The organism is Pseudomonas putida (assembly GCF_016406145.1).
GTDB lineage: Bacteria > Pseudomonadota > Gammaproteobacteria > Pseudomonadales > Pseudomonadaceae > Aquipseudomonas > Aquipseudomonas putida_E.
In genome coordinates this window covers 218,967-234,503 of record NZ_CP066306.1, presented here as the reverse complement: position 1 = coordinate 234,503, position 15,537 = coordinate 218,967, and the positions used below count along the sequence as shown (strand labels likewise).

Annotated in this window: 13 protein-coding genes and 1 pseudogene; 8 read left to right on the top strand and 6 right to left on the bottom strand. The window is 61.6% G+C overall.

Annotated elements, in window-relative coordinates; all coding sequences use genetic code 11:
* Window positions 1–41: 41 nt before the first annotated feature.
* The 3 genes from JET17_RS01115 to JET17_RS01105 all read left to right on the top strand — a co-directional run bounded on the left by JET17_RS01115 (window position 42) and on the right by JET17_RS01105 (window position 2,213).
* Entirely contained in the window at window positions 42–1,304 is a 1,263-nt protein-coding gene (locus JET17_RS01115) for an OprD family porin (protein WP_012312172.1), read from the top strand.
* A 362-nt stretch (window positions 1,305–1,666) separates the two neighbouring features.
* Window positions 1,667–1,936: a hypothetical protein gene (locus JET17_RS01110; protein ID WP_012312171.1), complete on the top strand. Its 270-nt coding sequence runs from the start codon at window positions 1,667–1,669 to the stop codon at window positions 1,934–1,936.
* A 4-nt stretch (window positions 1,937–1,940) separates the two neighbouring features.
* Window positions 1,941–2,213: a DUF3077 domain-containing protein gene (locus JET17_RS01105; RefSeq protein ID WP_012312170.1), complete on the top strand. Its 273-nt coding sequence runs from the start codon at window positions 1,941–1,943 to the stop codon at window positions 2,211–2,213.
* A gap of 159 nt (window positions 2,214–2,372) precedes the next feature.
* Here JET17_RS01105 and JET17_RS01100 read toward each other — a convergent pair whose 3' ends face one another.
* The 4 genes from JET17_RS01100 to ycaC form a co-directional block, all read right to left on the bottom strand.
* The gene (locus JET17_RS01100) at window positions 2,373–4,214 is read right to left on the bottom strand and encodes an amidohydrolase (RefSeq protein WP_172655341.1); all 1,842 of its coding nucleotides are present in this window, start codon (window positions 4,212–4,214) and stop codon (window positions 2,373–2,375) included.
* A 375-nt stretch (window positions 4,215–4,589) separates the two neighbouring features.
* Window positions 4,590–5,408 carry an alpha/beta fold hydrolase gene (locus tag JET17_RS01095; protein ID WP_012312168.1) on the bottom strand — a complete coding sequence of 273 codons (819 nt, stop codon included), beginning with the start codon at window positions 5,406–5,408 and terminating at the stop codon, window positions 4,590–4,592.
* Window positions 5,409–5,446: 38 nt separating this feature from the next.
* Window positions 5,447–6,013 carry an antibiotic biosynthesis monooxygenase gene (locus JET17_RS01090; RefSeq protein WP_012312167.1) on the bottom strand — a complete coding sequence of 189 codons (567 nt, stop codon included), beginning with the start codon at window positions 6,011–6,013 and terminating at the stop codon, window positions 5,447–5,449.
* A 115-nt stretch (window positions 6,014–6,128) separates the two neighbouring features.
* Entirely contained in the window at window positions 6,129–6,758 is a 630-nt protein-coding gene (gene ycaC, locus JET17_RS01085) for an isochorismate family cysteine hydrolase YcaC (RefSeq protein WP_012312166.1), read from the bottom strand.
* A 305-nt stretch (window positions 6,759–7,063) separates the two neighbouring features.
* Here ycaC and JET17_RS01080 point away from each other — a divergent pair, with 305 nt between their 5' ends.
* From JET17_RS01080 to JET17_RS27630, 3 genes and pseudogenes are all read left to right on the top strand, one after another.
* Window positions 7,064–8,461: a PAAR domain-containing protein gene (locus JET17_RS01080; protein WP_012312165.1), complete on the top strand. Its 1,398-nt coding sequence runs from the start codon at window positions 7,064–7,066 to the stop codon at window positions 8,459–8,461.
* 386 nt (window positions 8,462–8,847) lie between these two features.
* Window positions 8,848–9,471 (top strand): hypothetical protein, encoded by a 624-nt coding sequence (locus tag JET17_RS01075; RefSeq protein WP_012312164.1) that lies wholly within the window; start codon window positions 8,848–8,850, stop codon window positions 9,469–9,471.
* A 179-nt stretch (window positions 9,472–9,650) separates the two neighbouring features.
* A pseudogene (locus JET17_RS27630) lies at window positions 9,651–9,809 on the top strand (mechanosensitive ion channel protein MscS); the annotation flags it as partial.
* A gap of 161 nt (window positions 9,810–9,970) precedes the next feature.
* On the opposite strand, the gene JET17_RS01070 reads toward JET17_RS27630, so the two are convergent.
* Together JET17_RS01070 and JET17_RS01065 are read right to left on the bottom strand one after the other, a co-directional pair.
* Entirely contained in the window at window positions 9,971–11,257 is a 1,287-nt protein-coding gene (locus JET17_RS01070; RefSeq protein ID WP_012312162.1) for an NAD(P)/FAD-dependent oxidoreductase, read from the bottom strand.
* Window positions 11,258–11,397: 140 nt separating this feature from the next.
* Window positions 11,398–12,888 carry an aldehyde dehydrogenase family protein gene (locus tag JET17_RS01065; protein ID WP_012312161.1) on the bottom strand — a complete coding sequence of 497 codons (1,491 nt, stop codon included), beginning with the start codon at window positions 12,886–12,888 and terminating at the stop codon, window positions 11,398–11,400.
* 135 nt (window positions 12,889–13,023) lie between these two features.
* On the opposite strand from JET17_RS01065, the gene JET17_RS01060 reads away from it, so the two are divergent.
* Both JET17_RS01060 and JET17_RS01055 read left to right on the top strand, forming a co-directional pair.
* Entirely contained in the window at window positions 13,024–13,914 is an 891-nt protein-coding gene (locus JET17_RS01060) for a LysR family transcriptional regulator (protein WP_012312160.1), read from the top strand.
* 191 nt (window positions 13,915–14,105) lie between these two features.
* On the top strand, window positions 14,106–15,500 hold the full coding sequence (locus tag JET17_RS01055) for a VOC family protein (protein ID WP_012312159.1): 1,395 nt from the start codon (window positions 14,106–14,108) through the stop codon (window positions 15,498–15,500).
* The last annotated feature ends 37 nt before the right edge of the window (window positions 15,501–15,537 follow it).

Here is a 15,537-nt window from a genome sequence, read left to right as displayed (position 1 = left end):
CGCTTCCCGCACAGTCCCGGATCATCCACCCCGGAGCCCCCATGATCCGCGCCACTCACGGACCAGGCCGCGCCCTGCTCGCCACCCTCGCCCTCTGCCCCGCGCTCAGTCAGGCAGAAGACCCCGGCTGGTCGCTGCTCAGCCGCAACTATTTTCTGCACAGCGACTTCCGCTCGCCTTCCGGCAGCGGCCAGAACTACCGCCAGGAATGGGCCCAAGGTTTCATCGGCGAGATTCGCTCCGGTTTCACCGAAGGCCCTGTCGGTGTAGGCATCGACGCCCATGGTTTCCTTGGCCTCAAGCTCGACGGTGGCCGAGGCCATGCCGGCACCGGCCTGCTGCCACGTGACAGCGACGGCCGCGCCGCGTCCGACTATTCCAGCGCCGGCGCCGCCCTGAAGTTCCGCCTGGGCAACACGCAATTGCGCTACGGCGAATTGATGGTGGAAACCCCGGTGTTCGACACCGGCGACAAACGCCTGCACCCGGAATACGCCACCGGCTGGCTGCTGGAGAACACCGACCTGCCCGACTGGCACCTGCAGGCTGGGCGCTTCACCGCGTTCAACAACCAGGACAACAGCTCGACCCATGACGACTTCAGCGGCTACGGCGCCACCACCCAAGGCCGCGCCATCAGCCTGGCCGGCGCCACTTTCGCGCCTGATGGGCCGTTCGGCGGCGCGCTGTACGCCGGGCAGCTGCAGGACACCTGGCGCCAGGCCTACCTCAACCTGAACCTGGCCGAGGGCAACTGGCGCCTGGACGGCAACCTGTACCAGACCCGCGACACCGGCAACGCCAGTGCCGGCGCCATCGACACCCTCGCCTACAGCCTTTCAGGCAAATACCGCTTCGGTGCTCAAGCCGTGACCCTGGCGTACCAGAAGATCGAGGGCGACACCCCGTTCGACTTCGTCGGCGGCGACTCCATCTACCTGGCAAACTCGATCAAATACGCCGACTTCAACGGCCCAGGCGAGCGCTCTTGGCAACTGCGCTACGACCTCAATTTCGCCACCCTCAGCGTGCCCGGTCTTAGCCTGATGGCGCGTTATGTAAGTGGTAGCGCGATCGATGGCACGCATGCTCCGGCGGGCGGTGCCTACACGGGCCAGCAGGGTCAAGGTGGGCGCCACTGGGAACGCGACATCGACCTCAAGTATGTGGTGCAGTCCGGCGCCGCCAAGGACCTCAGCCTGTCGTTCTCACACGTCAGTCACCGCGCCAACGAGGCACAGGCAGGCGACGACATTGACCGCATCTACCTGATCATCGAATACCCACTCAAAGGCAGCTTCTGACCTGAGCACCTCTTCTGCGGGAGTCTTCCAGACCAAGGCTTTAGCCGTAAGACATTTCTGAACCTGAAACCAAATGCTTCAGCATCGACCTGCTTGGGAATTATCCTACGAGCGCTGCTGAAGTATCGCTGTTGTCGGGGAAATGCCTCAGGGATAACGTTTTCGGGTCACTTCGGTGACCGGGTGTGAGAACCCGACTGATACAAGGCATCGTCGTTATGGCGGCCGTGCGCGGGCAGGCTTACGTCTGGCCGAGTTTTGCCTTTGTTCCTCGGTTTCTCACCCTGCGTACGGCTGCCACCCACAATCCGTGAGAAAGATTCAGGTGGCGGTTTCCATAAGCAGAACAAAGGTTACAAGCCATGAAGAAGATCGTACCCGACCCACCCAGCCGTAAACCCGTCACTACCCCATTCTTCACCGTCCAGTCCGACATGTACCCGCCCGACGCCCTGGCCCATGCCAGCGAGCTGTTGCGCGGCGTCATCGAAACCATCGACGAACACTGCCGCGCCCGCGCAGGCGAACCTGGCCTGAACATGCTGAGCAATGCCATGCATGCCAGCGAGATCGCCCATTCGCTGGTCGAGCACGTGCACGCTCGGCTTTTTTGCCAACGGACCGAGGAGTGAAGCCATGGCAGACGAACCCAAGGTCCTGACCACCGTTGGCGTGGCGACCTTCCTCGATGTGGGTAACCCGCCGGTTGATCTGCTGCGTGTGCAGCCGGGCATTCCGATTGACGATGCCTACGAGCAGGTATCCGTGCTGCTCAGCTACATCAAGCACCTGGTGCGTGAAGGCGACATGGAGGATGACCACAAGCTGCTGTCGGCAGCCGACTATCTGAGCCTGTTGGCCAAAGCGCTGATGGACGATATCGAGATCGCCAAGAACAGACAGCGTTGATACCCGTCAGTCAAGCGTTTGGGGCCGCTTTGCGGCCCATCGCCGGCAAGCCAGCTCCTACAGGCCCTGTGGGAGTCGGCTTGCCGGCGATGGGCTGCGTAGCAGCCCTGATAACTAACTGACTGGCATTACCGCAGAGAGTCGCTTCCTTACATCAGCTCAAAACGCAAAGCACGAACACCCCAAGGCTCCCCAGAAGCCCTGGAAGTCATTCACCGGCACACTCGAATGCCGCGCCTTTTCATGGCTGTGCGCATGCACCCCGCAAGGCCCGCTGCACTGGTGCACCGCTGCAGCCAGTGATGGCGTACCCACGCGCCAGTGCCCCGGCACCTTGGCCACCGGCGACCACTCCGGCAGCACCGGCACCTGTGGCGGGCCAAGCCTGTCGAATTCGCCAGCGCCGTACACCACCTTGCCGTCGACGATAGTCAGTACCGACTCGATGCCCTTGATCGCCTCTTCATCAACGCTGAAGAAGTCCAGCGACAGCGCCGCCAGGTCCGCCAGCTGGCCAACCTTGATCTGGCCTTTCTTGCCCTGCTCGCTGGAGAACCAGGCGCTGCCCTGGGTGAACAGTTGCAGTGCGGTGTCGCGGCTCAGGCCTTCCGGGTACAGCTCCATACCGCCTACGGTCTTGCCGCTGACCAACCAGTACAGCGAAGTCCACGGGTTGTAGCTGGAGACCCGGGTGGCGTCGGTACCGGCGCCCACAGGCACACCCATTTCGAGCATGCGCTTGATCGGCGGGGTCTGCTCGGCGGCTTTCGCACCATAGCGATCGACGAAGTACTCACCCTGGAAGGCCATGCGGTCCTGGATGGCAATACCACCGCCCAACGCACGCACGCGCTCGATGTTCTGCGGGGTAATGGTCTCGGCGTGGTCGAAGAACCATGGCAGCCCGTTGAAAGGGATGTCGCGGTTGACCTTCTCGAACACGTCGAGCATGCGCGTGATCGATTCGTTGTACGTAGCGTGCAGGCGGAACGGCCAGCGCTGCTCGACCAGGTGGCGCACCACCGGTTCCAGCTCTTCTTCCATGGTTTGCGGCAGGTCCGGGCGCGGTTCGAGGAAGTCCTCGAAGTCGGCGGCAGAGAACACCAGCATCTCACCGGCGCCGTTATGGCGCAGGAAGTCGGTGCCACTGTGCAGCTTGACGCTGGAGGTCCACTTCCTGAAGTCGTCCAGTTCTTCCTTGGGCTTCTGGGTGAACAGGTTGTAGGCGATGCGCACGGTCAGCTGGTTATTGTCGGCCAGCTCCTGAATCACCGAGTAGTCGTCGGGGAAGTTCTGGTAGCCGCCACCTGCGTCAATGGCGCTGGTCAGGCCCAGGCGGTTGAGCTCACGCATGAACTGACGGGTCGAGTTGACCTGGTATTCCAGCGGCAGCTTCGGCCCTTTGGCCAGTGTTGCGTAAAGGATCATCGCGTTGGGGCGGGCGATGAGCATGCCGGTCGGGTTGCCGAACTTGTCGCGCTGAATTTCACCGCCCGGCGGGTTTGGCGTGTCCTTGCTGTAGCCCACGGCCTTGAGCGCGGCGCGGTTGAGCAGTGCGCGGTCGTAAAGGTGCAGCAGGAACACCGGGGTATCGGGCGCAGCCTGGTTGATTTCTTCCAGGGTGGGCATGCGTTTTTCGGCAAACTGGAATTCGTTCCAGCCACCGACCACGCGCACCCACTGCGGGGTTGGCGTACGCGCCGCCTGGTCCTTGAGCATGCGCAGGGCATCGGCCACCGACGGCACACCCTCCCAGCGCAGTTCAAGGTTGTAGTTCAGGCCGCCGCGGATCAGGTGCAGGTGCGAGTCGTTCAGGCCCGGGATAACCGTGCGCTGCTTCAGGTCGATGATCTGCGTGGCAGCACCCTTGTGGGCCATGGCCTCGGCGTCGTTGCCCACGGCAATGAAGCGGCCATCCTTGATGGCGACGGCGGTGGCCGTGGGCTTTTCACGGTCGACTGTATGCAGCTTGCCGTTGAACAGGATCAGGTCGGCGGTCATGGAACCTCCTTGGATGGATGCGTGGGCGGAGCCGGCGGCGCCGGTGAAGGGCAATGCGGACCAGAGCGCGCCGGCGGCACCGAGCACGGTACTGGTAGCGAGGAACTGGCGACGGGTCTTGTCGTTGGGGTCCTGGGACATCTTCTTCTCCGTCTGGGTGCGGCGGTGGCTGGGGCAACTGCGGAGCATGCCGGTTCAAGCCTGGCCAGGGATTGCATGGATGTGCGGTGGGTTGATGAAGGTTAGCCCCGTTCACATTTTGTGCTGCCGGGGCCGGCCCTTCGCCGGCAAGCCGGCTCCCACAGGGTGCTGTGTACATCAATCACCGTGGGAGCCGGCTTGCCGGCGATGGGCCGCAACGCGGCCCCCGCTTATTCAGCGGCTCAGGAACGCCAACAGGTCTTCATTGAGCTGCTGCGCATGGGTCACTGCAAACCCGTGCGGCGCCCCGCTGTACACCTTCAGCTCAGCCCCACGAATCAACTCCGCGGCCCGCTTGCCGGTGGTCTCGAACGGTACGATCTGATCGTCGTCACCGTGGATCACCAAGGTCGGCACATCGATCTTGGCCATGTCCGGGCGGAAGTCGGTTTCGGAGAATGCACTCACACAATCCAGCGTGCCCTTGATCGAAGCCATCAGGGCAATGTTCAGAGTCTGCGTCTGCACACCCTGAGACACCTGCTGCCCATGGTTCAGGCCATAGAACGGCGTCGCGAAATCGGCGATGAACTGCGCCCGATCCGCCCGCAGTCCAGCCTTGATGCCGTCGAATACCGAGGTGTCGACACCGTCCGGGTTGTCGTCACGCTTGCCGAACACCGGCGTCACCGCGCCCAGCAGCACCAAGCCGGCAACGCGTTCGCTGCCGTGGCGGGCAATGTAGCGGCTGACATCGCCGCCACCCATGGAGAAGCCCACCAGGGTCACGTCGCGCAGGTCGAGGTGCTCGATCAGCTGGGCGATGTCGTCAGCGAACGTGTCGTAGTCATAGCCGTTCCAGGGCTGGCTCGAACGGCCGAAACCACGACGGTCGAAGGCAATGGCGCGGTAGCCGCGGCTAGCCAGGTACTCCATCTGCGAGTCCCACATGTCGGCATCCAACGGCCAGCCATGGCTGAACAACACGGGCTTGCCGCTGCCCCAGTCCTTGTAATAGATCGAAGTGCCATCGCGGGTAACGAGCGTAGTCATGTCGGTATCTCCTTGAAAGTGTCGAGGTCAAAAACTGATCAGCTGCGCAGCCAGTTGGCGCAGCGACGGGTTACCCACGGCATGATGAAAAACACCACGGGCAGGATGACGAACAGGTTGACGATCAGGTTGCCGGTGATCACCCCGCCCAGTTGTGGGAAGCGTGCGAAAAAGGGCGCCAGCAGTTGCGGGATGATCATGGTCATCGGGCAGATCACCAGGTAGGTCAGCAGCGCCTGCTTCCAGCGCGGCGGTTGCGCGGAGGTAGTGCTGGGCGGTGTGAACCAGAACTCCGGGTCTTCGTGCACCTGGGTGTGGTCGCCGCCTTCGAGCAGCGGCAGTACTTCGTTGACCAGCGTCTGGCGCTCGCTGGAGTTGACCCAGGCCTGCAGCAGGCTGGCATCTGCGAAGCGCACCACGGTGGTGAAGTGCAACCCGCCGTCGTCCGGGCGGATCACATTGACATCAAGGTGCCCCGGCTGACGCCGTGCGGTGCTGACCGTACGCTTGAGCCAAGCCTCGTAGCTGGCCAGCGCCTGGGCGCGGACCTTGTGCTGGATGACCAGGGTCACCACGTTGCGGTTGTCTTGGAGTGCGGTGTTCATCGGCGTTCCTTGGGATGAGCTTGCCCGCATCCACTGTGCAACGGCGGACGGGCGGAGGATTGGATGGGTGTGCTGCCCTGCGCGGGCACCGCTGTCGGTGCCCGGGGCGGTCGGCTTACTTGCCGGCGTTGAAGGCGTTGTAGCTGGTCATCAGGTTGCGGTAATCCGGGATGTGGTTGGAGCACAGCGCGGCCAGGCCTTCGACGTCGTTGCGCCAGTCGCGATGCAGCTCACATGCCACGCCGAACCAGGTCATCAGCTGTGCGCCAGCCTGGCTCATGCGGTCGTGGGCGGCGTCGCGGGTCATGGCATTGAAGGTGCCGGAGGCATCGGTCACCACGAACACCTCGAACTCTTCTTCCAGTGCCGACAGCGCCGGGAACGCCACACACACCTCGGTCACTACACCGGCGATGATCAGCTGCTTCTTGCCGGTGGCCTTCACTGCCTTGACGAAGTCTTCGTTGTCCCAGGCGTTGATCTGGCCAGGGCGGGCGATGTACGGGGCGTCCGGGAACAGTGCTTTGAGTTCTGGTACCAACGGGCCGTTAGGGCCTTGTTCGAAGCTGGTGGTGAGGATGGTCGGCAGGTTGAAGAACTTGGCCAGGTCAGCCAGGGCCAGCACGTTGTTCTTGAACGCATCCGGCTCGATGTCGCGAACCAGGGACAGCAGACCAGCCTGGTGGTCGACCAGCAGAACAGCGGCGTCGTCTTTGTTCAGGCGGTTGTATTTGAAGTTGGTCATGGTCGTGCTCCTAAGGGTTTTGATGTTCAGTAAGTTGGGTGTTTCGCGTTGATGGGAGAAGATTAAAACCATCACCTTTGGAGCGGTAGATAGTGGTTTTTGGCTTTAGCGTTCTATTTTATGAACGATGATCTAGCCGTGGATTTGCCGGCACATTGAAGACGGGCAAGCTCTCGCAGGACTCCCCGAGAGCCGAAGCCGGAGAGTTTTCTCTAGTTTGCGTAGGACGTTTCCCAAAGCATCTTCAAGTGACCTCAAGGCCTATTGCGGGGTGCTAGCTTCCAGGTTTTGCCTAGGACCTGGATATGAGTCGCATCAAGATGAATGGTAGAGGCCAAGCACTGGAGGGTGATCGCACCACGACGGGCGCTACCTGCCTTGCCAGCATCGGCAGCTTCCGCGTTGGTGGTCGCCGGGTACTGCGCGAAGGCGACGTGACTACCCCTTGTCCGGTCTGCGACAAGAGCGGCACCATCGTGGAAGGGATGCCAGGGTTCGTGGTTGCTGGCCGGCTGGCCGCAATGGATGGAGCTCGAGTAGCCTGCGATTGTCCGGATGGATGCCGGGTAATCGCGCCCTTGGGAGATTCCTCCCCGTCCAAGCCAACATCCGTGGCCAGGTCTGCTGAAGCAAGCCCAACACCACATGAAGCGGATTCACTGCCTACTCGCTTCAGACGAAATGTTGCAAGCTCCCCGGTGGATACCTTAGAGCCAGGTTTCTTCATCGTCCCGCGCTGCATGACCTACCAGGAAGTCCTGGTTGAACTCGGCGCTCCGCAGGCCAATCTGCCGCGCTCCCTCCTGGAGCGCCTGAATCCTACCTATCAACAGGGTTTCAAAGCGGGCGAACTATTCATCATTGGCGACGGCCTCAGCCGACCGGTCTGTACGCGCGAAGAGCTGCATGCGATGAGCGCGGCGAAACAGGCGCGGGAGGCGTTGGCAAGCCTGACGCCGGAAGAGGCGGATTTCATGATGAAGCATCAGGCAGAGATTGCCGGGTTGCTCAGTGAGGTGAGCCTCTCCGTCGGTGTGAGCGAGGCGATGATGGCCAAGACGCTGGATGACATAGGTCTCACATTGCGAAAGATTGAAGCGCTGCATCAGCAGCAATTTGCCAAGTACGGGCACCTACACAGTTCAGAGTTTTTCGCTGAACGCATGAAGTTGCTTAAGCAGTTAAATACACACCTCAAAGCGACCTTTCTGAACAAGCGGCTCAATCTTGGCAATTATGAAAGGCTGCGCCGGGACCTGGGCATCTCATCAAAAAGCCTGACTCACCACTGGAGCAAAGCAGGGGCACCTGGCCAAATCCCCGGATATTCAACACATCTGGATAAATTGGCGAGCATCTCCAAGTACTTGAAGGCAGGGGGACGTGTAGGTATTGGCATTGGCGGTGTTGGTTCGGTAGTGAAGATTTCCGATGTGTGCCGAGCGGGGGATGCCAGGGCCTGCGAAAAAGTCAAAGTCACTGAGGCAGGGAATTTTTCGGGTGGGTTAGCCGGAGGCTGGGCTGGAGGCAAGGCAGCCGCTAGGGTTGCAGCAACGGTTTGCTGGATGGCCGGATCCCCTACCCGCACATTGATATGTGGGCTGGCAATCACTGGAACGGGGGCATATATCGGCAGCACCGAAGGGATGAGGACCGGTGAAAATATGGGAGATCTTATTTTCGAGACTTTCCAAGATGATTGATCACCTCGACTTCAAGTTGAAGCTATTTCTATTAGCCTCGCCGTTCTGCCTAGGCTTGGTCGGGCTTGCAATTGATCTGCGTATTGCCTGCTCCCGCGAATATAAAATAATGACTTCAGCGCTTCAGCGAAGCGATTGCCTTAACTTTGCGACCAGACTATGGGGAGAGCGAAGTATCAGCTCCAAAATATTCGTTATCTCCATGATATCAAGCGAACTCATGTCCCCCGCTTCCAGAATCCGCAGAGGCTCACTGGATGCCCAGGATTACTTGCAGTTCCCCAAACAGCTGAAAAGAAAAATAATCATTTCCGCCTGGCTAAACATCACGAGCTTCACTTGGCTAATATTAAATGGCTACATCATATAATCTGCAGAAGGCAAAGATGAATAAACCCGAGAACCCTGCACATTCACCTCACGCAAGCAGGCGCACAGAAAGCACGCAACTCAATATAATGTCCATATCAAAGCTCCTGATCATGGGCTGCTTATCCCTAGGCTTTTACTTTACCTACTGGAACTACCGCCACTGGCTTCTTATTCGGGGGCAGCACGGCTTCAGATTAATCCCTTTGTTATGCACGATTTTTGGTGGCTTTACCCTGTACTGGCTCATGAAAAATATCGTCGCTCGTAGCCGAGAAGCGAATGTAACGGTCGAGGGCACAGCGCTCAGTATCACATTGATGTGGTGGCTCCCCAGCCTGGCAATAATGGGATGGGGGCTCTGGATTTCCGAGCTTTACATTGGCAGCCTCCCTCTGTCGGTCGCGTATTTGACGCCAATCATGCTCGTCTTCACTAACTTGCTCTTCTCCACCATTGCCTTGATACAAATTCAACAGGCGGCCAATGCTTGCGGGGGAGAACCTTTGGGCTTGCAAAACTCCACTATCACGTGGGCCAATGTTCTCTGGGTAATCATCAGCTGGGTGCCGATCGCCGCTATCTCCGGCTACGTCGTCGCTTTCGACCCGCTCATGTACTTCATGAAGTACCTATCTTGAAACCCAAGGGCCCTCTCAGTGGCGGTGCTCCGACCTGTGAAGCAGGGTAATGCCTGCCTTCCCCCATTGCCTGCCCGCTCAAGCCGAAGGTAACGGTGAAGCCTCCACGCTGGAGGCGGTGGAATAAGAAGCCAGCGGCTTTGTCGCCGACAGTGGTGGCAAGACCGAGGTGCGCAACCGGGCCGGGGGAAGTGCTGGGAATCGAGGGCATCATCGGCGAGGTGCAGACGGCGTTGACCAAATTGCAACGGTTCCGGCGGCAGAGCCGGGAGTCTTTGTTGCTGCAGAAGCCGACCTTGATCAAGAAAGGTGGCTTCCTCAGCTGGTTGCACAGATAAACTGATTTCCCGCACGGCCTTATTTGTAGGAGCGGCCTTGCGTCGCGAAAGGGCTGCATAGCAGCCCGGGCAATTGCTGCAGCGCCGCTGAATACCTGGGGCCGCTGCGCGCCCCTTTCGCGACGCAAGGCCGCTCCTACAGTCAGTGTCGTGGGACAACCTTACAGCACTACCCGCAAACACTGCCCCGCGTGGTACAGGGAGAACCCGGACTCGTAGAACGCCGTGCGCAACGACGGCGCACTCACCCCGGTCATCGGCGAGAACGGGATCGGCAGGCTGTCCGCCTCACCCTTGAGCAGAAACTCGGCGAACGCCCGACCAATCACGGTGCCCGTGGTATTGCCCCGCCCGTTGTAGCCCGTCACCGCGACCAACCCGGGCGCCGGCTCGAACAGGCGCATCAGGTGGTCGGGGGTGAAGTCGATGCAGCCGGTCCAGTGCATCTCCCACTCGACCTTGCCCAGCTCCGGGTAGTAATGGCTCTGTATACGGTCAGCCCAGCTGCGCACGAACCATGCAGGCTTGTTGTCGACCCGTCCAAGGCTGCCGAGCAGCAGGCGGCCTTGATCGTCGCGGCGGATGCTGCTGAGCACCGTGCGGGTGTCCCACGAACCCTGGCCATGGGGCAGGACCTTGTCGGCTGCAGCGCCGTGCAGCGGTTTGGAGGCCACCTGATAGTAGTAACCGCGGAAAAACTGCTTCTGCAGGTTGCTCCAGTCGCCCTCGGTGTACGCGCCGGTGGAGATCACTACCTTGTCGGCGCGCACCGAACCGCGTGCAGTCTTGACCCGCCAGGCATCGCCGTCGCGCTCCAGGCCTTCGACGGCCGATTGCTGGAACAGTTTGCCTCCCAGGCGCGCAACCGCAGCGGCCAGGCCCTGTGTGTAACCCATGGGGTTGATGGTGCCGGCGCGGCGGTCTAGCAGCGCGGCGGAAATCTTGTCAGTGCCGCAGTATTCCTGGCACTGGGCGCCGGTCAGCAACTCCACATCGGCACCGCGACGGCGCCACTGTTCATGGCGTGCTTCGAGGTCGGCGATACCTGTGGCGTTGTGCGCCATGTGCAGGGTGCCTTTGTGCTGTGCCTGGCAGTCGATGCCAAGGCGCTCGATCATGGCGAACACTTCGCGAGGGGCCTCACCGAGCACTTTGTTCAGGCGGCTGCCCTGCTTCTGGCCTAGAGTCGCCTCGACATCGTCGGGGCGGATCCAGGTGCCTGCGTTGACCAGGCCGACGTTGCGCCCGGAGCCGCCGTGGCCGATCTTCCAGGCCTCCAGCAGAATCACCGACTTGCCCTGTTCGAGCAGGTGGATGGCCGCCGAAAGGCCGGTAATGCCGCCGCCGATGACGCAGACGTCGGCCTTGTGTTCACCGGCCAGAGCCTGGGCGGCGACGGTCGGTTGGCTGACGTGTTCCCACAAGCATTGTTGACGCAGTTCGGACATGGCCGGCTCCAGCGATATTGTTCTTGTTGGGGCTGCTGCGCAGCCCTGTCGCCGGCAAGCCGGCTCACACAAGGATCGCACCGAGCCCTGTGGGAGCCGGCTTACCGGCGAACCGGGGGCAGAGCCCCCGCCTGTGCTCATCAGTCGAACACGATACCCTGCGCCAGCGGCAGCTCGCGCGAGTAGTTCACGGTGTTGGTCTGGCGACGCATGTAGCCTTTCCAGGCATCGGAACCCGACTCACGACCACCGCCGGTTTCCTTCTCGCCACCGAACGCACCGCCGATCTCGGCACCGCTGGTGCCGATGTTGACGTTGGCGATGCCGCAGTCGCTACCCGAGGCGCTCTGGAAGCGCTCGGCCTCACGGATGTCAGTGGTGAAGATGCACGACGACAGGCCTTGTGGCACTTCGTTATTCAAGCGCAGGGCCTCTTCGAAGTCATCGTAGGCCAGCACGTAAAGGATCGGCGCGAAGGTTTCATGGCGAACCACGTCGCTCTGCGCAGGCATCTCGGCGATGGCCGGCGAAACGTAGTAGGCGTTCGGGAACTGGTCGGCCAGCTGACGCTCACCACCGAATACCTGGCCACCCTCGTCGCGGGCCTTGGCCAGCGCGCCCTGCATGGCATCGAACGACAGCTTGTCGATCAGCGGGCCCACCAGGTTGTCTTTGCGTGGGTCACCGATGCGCACTTTGCCGTAAGCCGCTTTGATGCGGGCAACCACTTCGTCCTTGATCGAGCGGTGCACGATAAGGCGGCGCAGGGTGGTGCAGCGCTGGCCGGCGGTGCCAACAGCGGAGAACAAGATGCCACGCACGGCCAGGTCCAGGTCGGCGCTCGGCGCCAGGATCATGGCGTTATTGCCGCCCAGTTCCAGGATGCTGCGGCCGAAACGGGCAGCAACGCGCGGGCCGACTTCACGGCCCATGCGGGTGCTGCCAGTAGCGCTGACCAGCGGCACGCGCGGGTCATCCACCAGGGCTTCGCCGGCTTCGCGGCCACCGATGACCAGTTGCGCCAGGCCAGCCGGGGCATCGCCAAAGGCTTTCAGGGCTTTTTCGAACAGCGCCTGGCATGCCAGCGCGGTCAGCGGGGTCTTCTCGGAAGGCTTCCATACCACCGAGTTACCGGCCACCAGGGCCAGCGCGGTGTTCCAGGCCCATACGGCAACCGGGAAGTTGAAGGCGCTGATCACGCCGACCACGCCCAGCGGGTGCCAGCTTTCACGCATGTGGTGGCCAGGGCGCTCGGACGCGATGGTCAGGCCGTACAGCTGACGTGACAGGCCAACGGCGAAATCGCAGATGTCGATCATTTCCTGGACTTCACCCAGGCCTTCCTGAGTGATCTTGCCAGCTTCGATAGACACCAGTTCGCCCAGGTCGGCCTTGTGTTCACGCAGCACTTCACCGAACAGGCGCACCAGCTCGCCACGGCGCGGGGCCGGCACGCTGCGCCAGGCTTCGAAGGCACTCTGCGCCTGGTCGATGCAGGCGATGGTCTCGGCCTTGCCAAGCAGTTTCACCGAGGCGATCTGGCTACCGTCGATCGGGGTGTGAACAGGGTAGTCGCCCTGGGTGTAAGCCGTGGCGGCAACGCCAAGGCGCTCGAGCAATCCAGCAACCATTGTGCTTCTCCTACATCGGGTGATGGGGTGGAAAAATGATGTGGATCAGTATTAATCCGATCACACCAGTGCAACAAACGACCTTTATTCCGCATATCATTCCGTCAGGTAATGATTTGAGCCGCAGAGACCGCTATGTCCAAACGCCTGGTGCCTTCCATGACCGCCCTGCAGTGCTTCGAAGCTGCAGCCCGCCACCTGAGCTTCACCCGTGCCGCCGAAGAGCTGCACCTGACCCAGAGCGCGGTCAGCAAGCAGGTCGCACAGCTCGAAGAGATGCTGCGCCACCACCTGTTCCTGCGTATCCGCCGGCGCTTGCAATTGACCCCCGCCGGCAGCCTGTACCTGGCCGAGGTCAACAAGATTCTCACGCAGGTGGACATGTCCAGCCGCTATGTCCTGACCTATGGCGAGCAGACCGAGATATTGAAGGTAGCCACTCAACCGAGTTTTGGCGTGCGCTGGTTGATCCCGCACCTCAAGGGCTTCGGCAAGCGCCACACGAACATCCACCTGGACATCCGTAACGAGATGGAGCCGTTTGCCTTGCTGCAGGGCTCGGCGGATGTGGTGTTTTTCTATGGGCAAGGCACCTGGCCGGGGGCGACCTGCGTGGAGCTGTTCCGTGAGGAAGTGGTGCCGGTGTGTGCGCCGGAGCTGCTGGCCGGGCGCACGCTGGGCGATGCTGCAGAACTGGCCGACCTGGTGCTGCTGCAAAGCACGTCGCGGCCGGAGGCCTGGCATGAGTGGTTCTTGGAGCTGGGTTTGCAGAGCGTCAGCGCCTATCACGGGCCGCGCTTCGATACGTTCTATATGGCGTTGAGCGCAGCGCAGGCCGGGTGCGGGGTGGCGCTGGTGCCACGCTATCTGGCGGCGAAGGAATTGAGCGAGGGTAGCCTGGTCATTCCTTGGAATCATGCGATGAACAGTGCCGGGGCGCATTACCTGGCGTATGCCGAGCATGCGGCGGAGGTGCCCAAGGTGCGGGCATTGGTGGAATGGATTCATGAGCAGCTTCAGGCTTGAGATTGCCGGGGCCGCTTTGCGGCCCATTCGCGACACAAGGCCGCTCCTACAAACAGCAGGAGCGGCCTTGTGTCGCGAATGGCCCTGAAGATCGATCAAAAAAGGAATGACACAGCCACTTTTTTTCGCTTGTGGCCATAGTGCATTCCCAGCTTTCATGTAAGCGTCCGAACCCAACCAGGAAGCTAGCGATGCCCGCCCACGATTTCGTCAGCCCCGACAGCATCCGCGCGCAGTTCTCTGCCGCCATGTCGCTCATGTACAAACAGGAAGTGCCGCTGTATGGCACGCTGCTGGAGCTGGTGAGCGAAATCAACCAGCAGGTCATGGCCCAGCAGCCTGAGGTGGCCCAGGCCCTGCGCTGGACCGGCGAGGTCGAGCGCCTGGGCCAGGAGCGCCATGGCGCCATCCGCGTCGGCACAGCACAAGAGCTGGCCACCATCGCCCGGTTGTTCGCGGTCATGGGCATGCAGCCGGTCGGGTATTACGACCTCAGCAGCGCCGGCGTGCCTGTGCACTCCACTGCGTTTCGCGCAGTACACGAACAGGCCCTGCACATCAGCCCGTTCCGCGTATTCACCTCGCTGCTGCGCCTGGAACTGATCGACAATCCCGCACTGCGTGAGTTGGCAGAGACCCTCCTGGCCAAGCGCAAGATCTTCACCGCCCGTGCCCTTGAGCTGATCACCCAGTGCGAGCGCGATGGCGGCCTGAACGCGGCCGACGCCGAGGAATTCGTGCAGCAAGCCCTGCATACATTCCGCTGGCACCAGGATGCCACGGTCACCGCCGAGCAATACCAGCAGTTGCACGACCAGCACCGCCTGATCGCTGACGTGGTGGCATTCAAGGGCCCGCACATCAATCACCTGACCCCGCGCACCCTGGACATCGATGCGATCCAGTTGGGTATGCCGGCCAAGGGTATCCCGCCCAAAGCCGTTGTCGAAGGCCCGCCCACTCGCCGCCACCCGATCCTGCTGCGCCAGACCAGCTTCAAGGCACTGCAGGAAAAGGTTGCGTTCAGTGACCAGCACGGTAGCGAAGGCAGCCACACCGCACGTTTCGGCGAGATCGAGCAACGCGGTGCGGCACTCACGCCCAAAGGCCGGCAGCTGTATGACAAGCTGCTCGACGCTACCCGTGCAGCCTTGGGCGGTGCACCGGCGGAGGCCAATGCCGAGCGCTACATGGCACTGCTAAAAGAGCAGTTTGCCGAGTTCCCGGATGACCTGGCACAGATGCGTGAGCAAGGGCTGGCGTACTTCCGCTATTTCGCTACCGAAAAAGGCCTGGCCGCACGCGAGCAGGCTGACCGCCCGACCACTCTGGAGGGCTTGATCGAGGCGGGCCATGTGCACTTCGAGGCGCTGGTCTACGAGGACTTCTTGCCAGTTAGCGCGGCGGGGATCTTCCAGTCCAACCTGGGTGACGATGCCCAGGCGGAGTATGGCAGCAACGCCAACCGCGAGGCCTTCGAGGCGGCGTTGGGGCTGCCGGTGCAGGATGAGCTGGCGTTGTATGCGCAGAGTGAGAAACGCTCGTTGCAGGCTTGTGCGCAGGCTTTGAACCTGAGGCTGGGGTAAGGGTGAGGATTGTTGGGGGCGCTTTGCGCCCCTTTCG

What these genes read in the sequence shown, in the direction of transcription:
- JET17_RS01115 (WP_012312172.1), top strand. Translation starts at nt 42, where the DNA reads ATGATCCGCGCCACTCACGGACCAGGCCGCGCCCTGCTCGCCACCCTC.
- JET17_RS01110 (WP_012312171.1), top strand. Translation starts at nt 1,667, where the DNA reads ATGAAGAAGATCGTACCCGACCCACCCAGCCGTAAACCCGTCACTACC.
- JET17_RS01105 (WP_012312170.1), top strand. Translation starts at nt 1,941, where the DNA reads ATGGCAGACGAACCCAAGGTCCTGACCACCGTTGGCGTGGCGACCTTC.
- JET17_RS01100 (WP_172655341.1), bottom strand. Translation starts at nt 4,214, where the DNA reads ATGACCGCCGACCTGATCCTGTTCAACGGCAAGCTGCATACAGTCGAC.
- JET17_RS01095 (WP_012312168.1), bottom strand. Translation starts at nt 5,408, where the DNA reads ATGACTACGCTCGTTACCCGCGATGGCACTTCGATCTATTACAAGGAC.
- JET17_RS01090 (WP_012312167.1), bottom strand. Translation starts at nt 6,013, where the DNA reads ATGAACACCGCACTCCAAGACAACCGCAACGTGGTGACCCTGGTCATC.
- ycaC (WP_012312166.1), bottom strand. Translation starts at nt 6,758, where the DNA reads ATGACCAACTTCAAATACAACCGCCTGAACAAAGACGACGCCGCTGTT.
- JET17_RS01080 (WP_012312165.1), top strand. Translation starts at nt 7,064, where the DNA reads ATGAGTCGCATCAAGATGAATGGTAGAGGCCAAGCACTGGAGGGTGAT.
- JET17_RS01075 (WP_012312164.1), top strand. Translation starts at nt 8,848, where the DNA reads ATGAATAAACCCGAGAACCCTGCACATTCACCTCACGCAAGCAGGCGC.
- JET17_RS01070 (WP_012312162.1), bottom strand. Translation starts at nt 11,257, where the DNA reads ATGTCCGAACTGCGTCAACAATGCTTGTGGGAACACGTCAGCCAACCG.
- JET17_RS01065 (WP_012312161.1), bottom strand. Translation starts at nt 12,888, where the DNA reads ATGGTTGCTGGATTGCTCGAGCGCCTTGGCGTTGCCGCCACGGCTTAC.
- JET17_RS01060 (WP_012312160.1), top strand. Translation starts at nt 13,024, where the DNA reads ATGTCCAAACGCCTGGTGCCTTCCATGACCGCCCTGCAGTGCTTCGAA.
- JET17_RS01055 (WP_012312159.1), top strand. Translation starts at nt 14,106, where the DNA reads ATGCCCGCCCACGATTTCGTCAGCCCCGACAGCATCCGCGCGCAGTTC.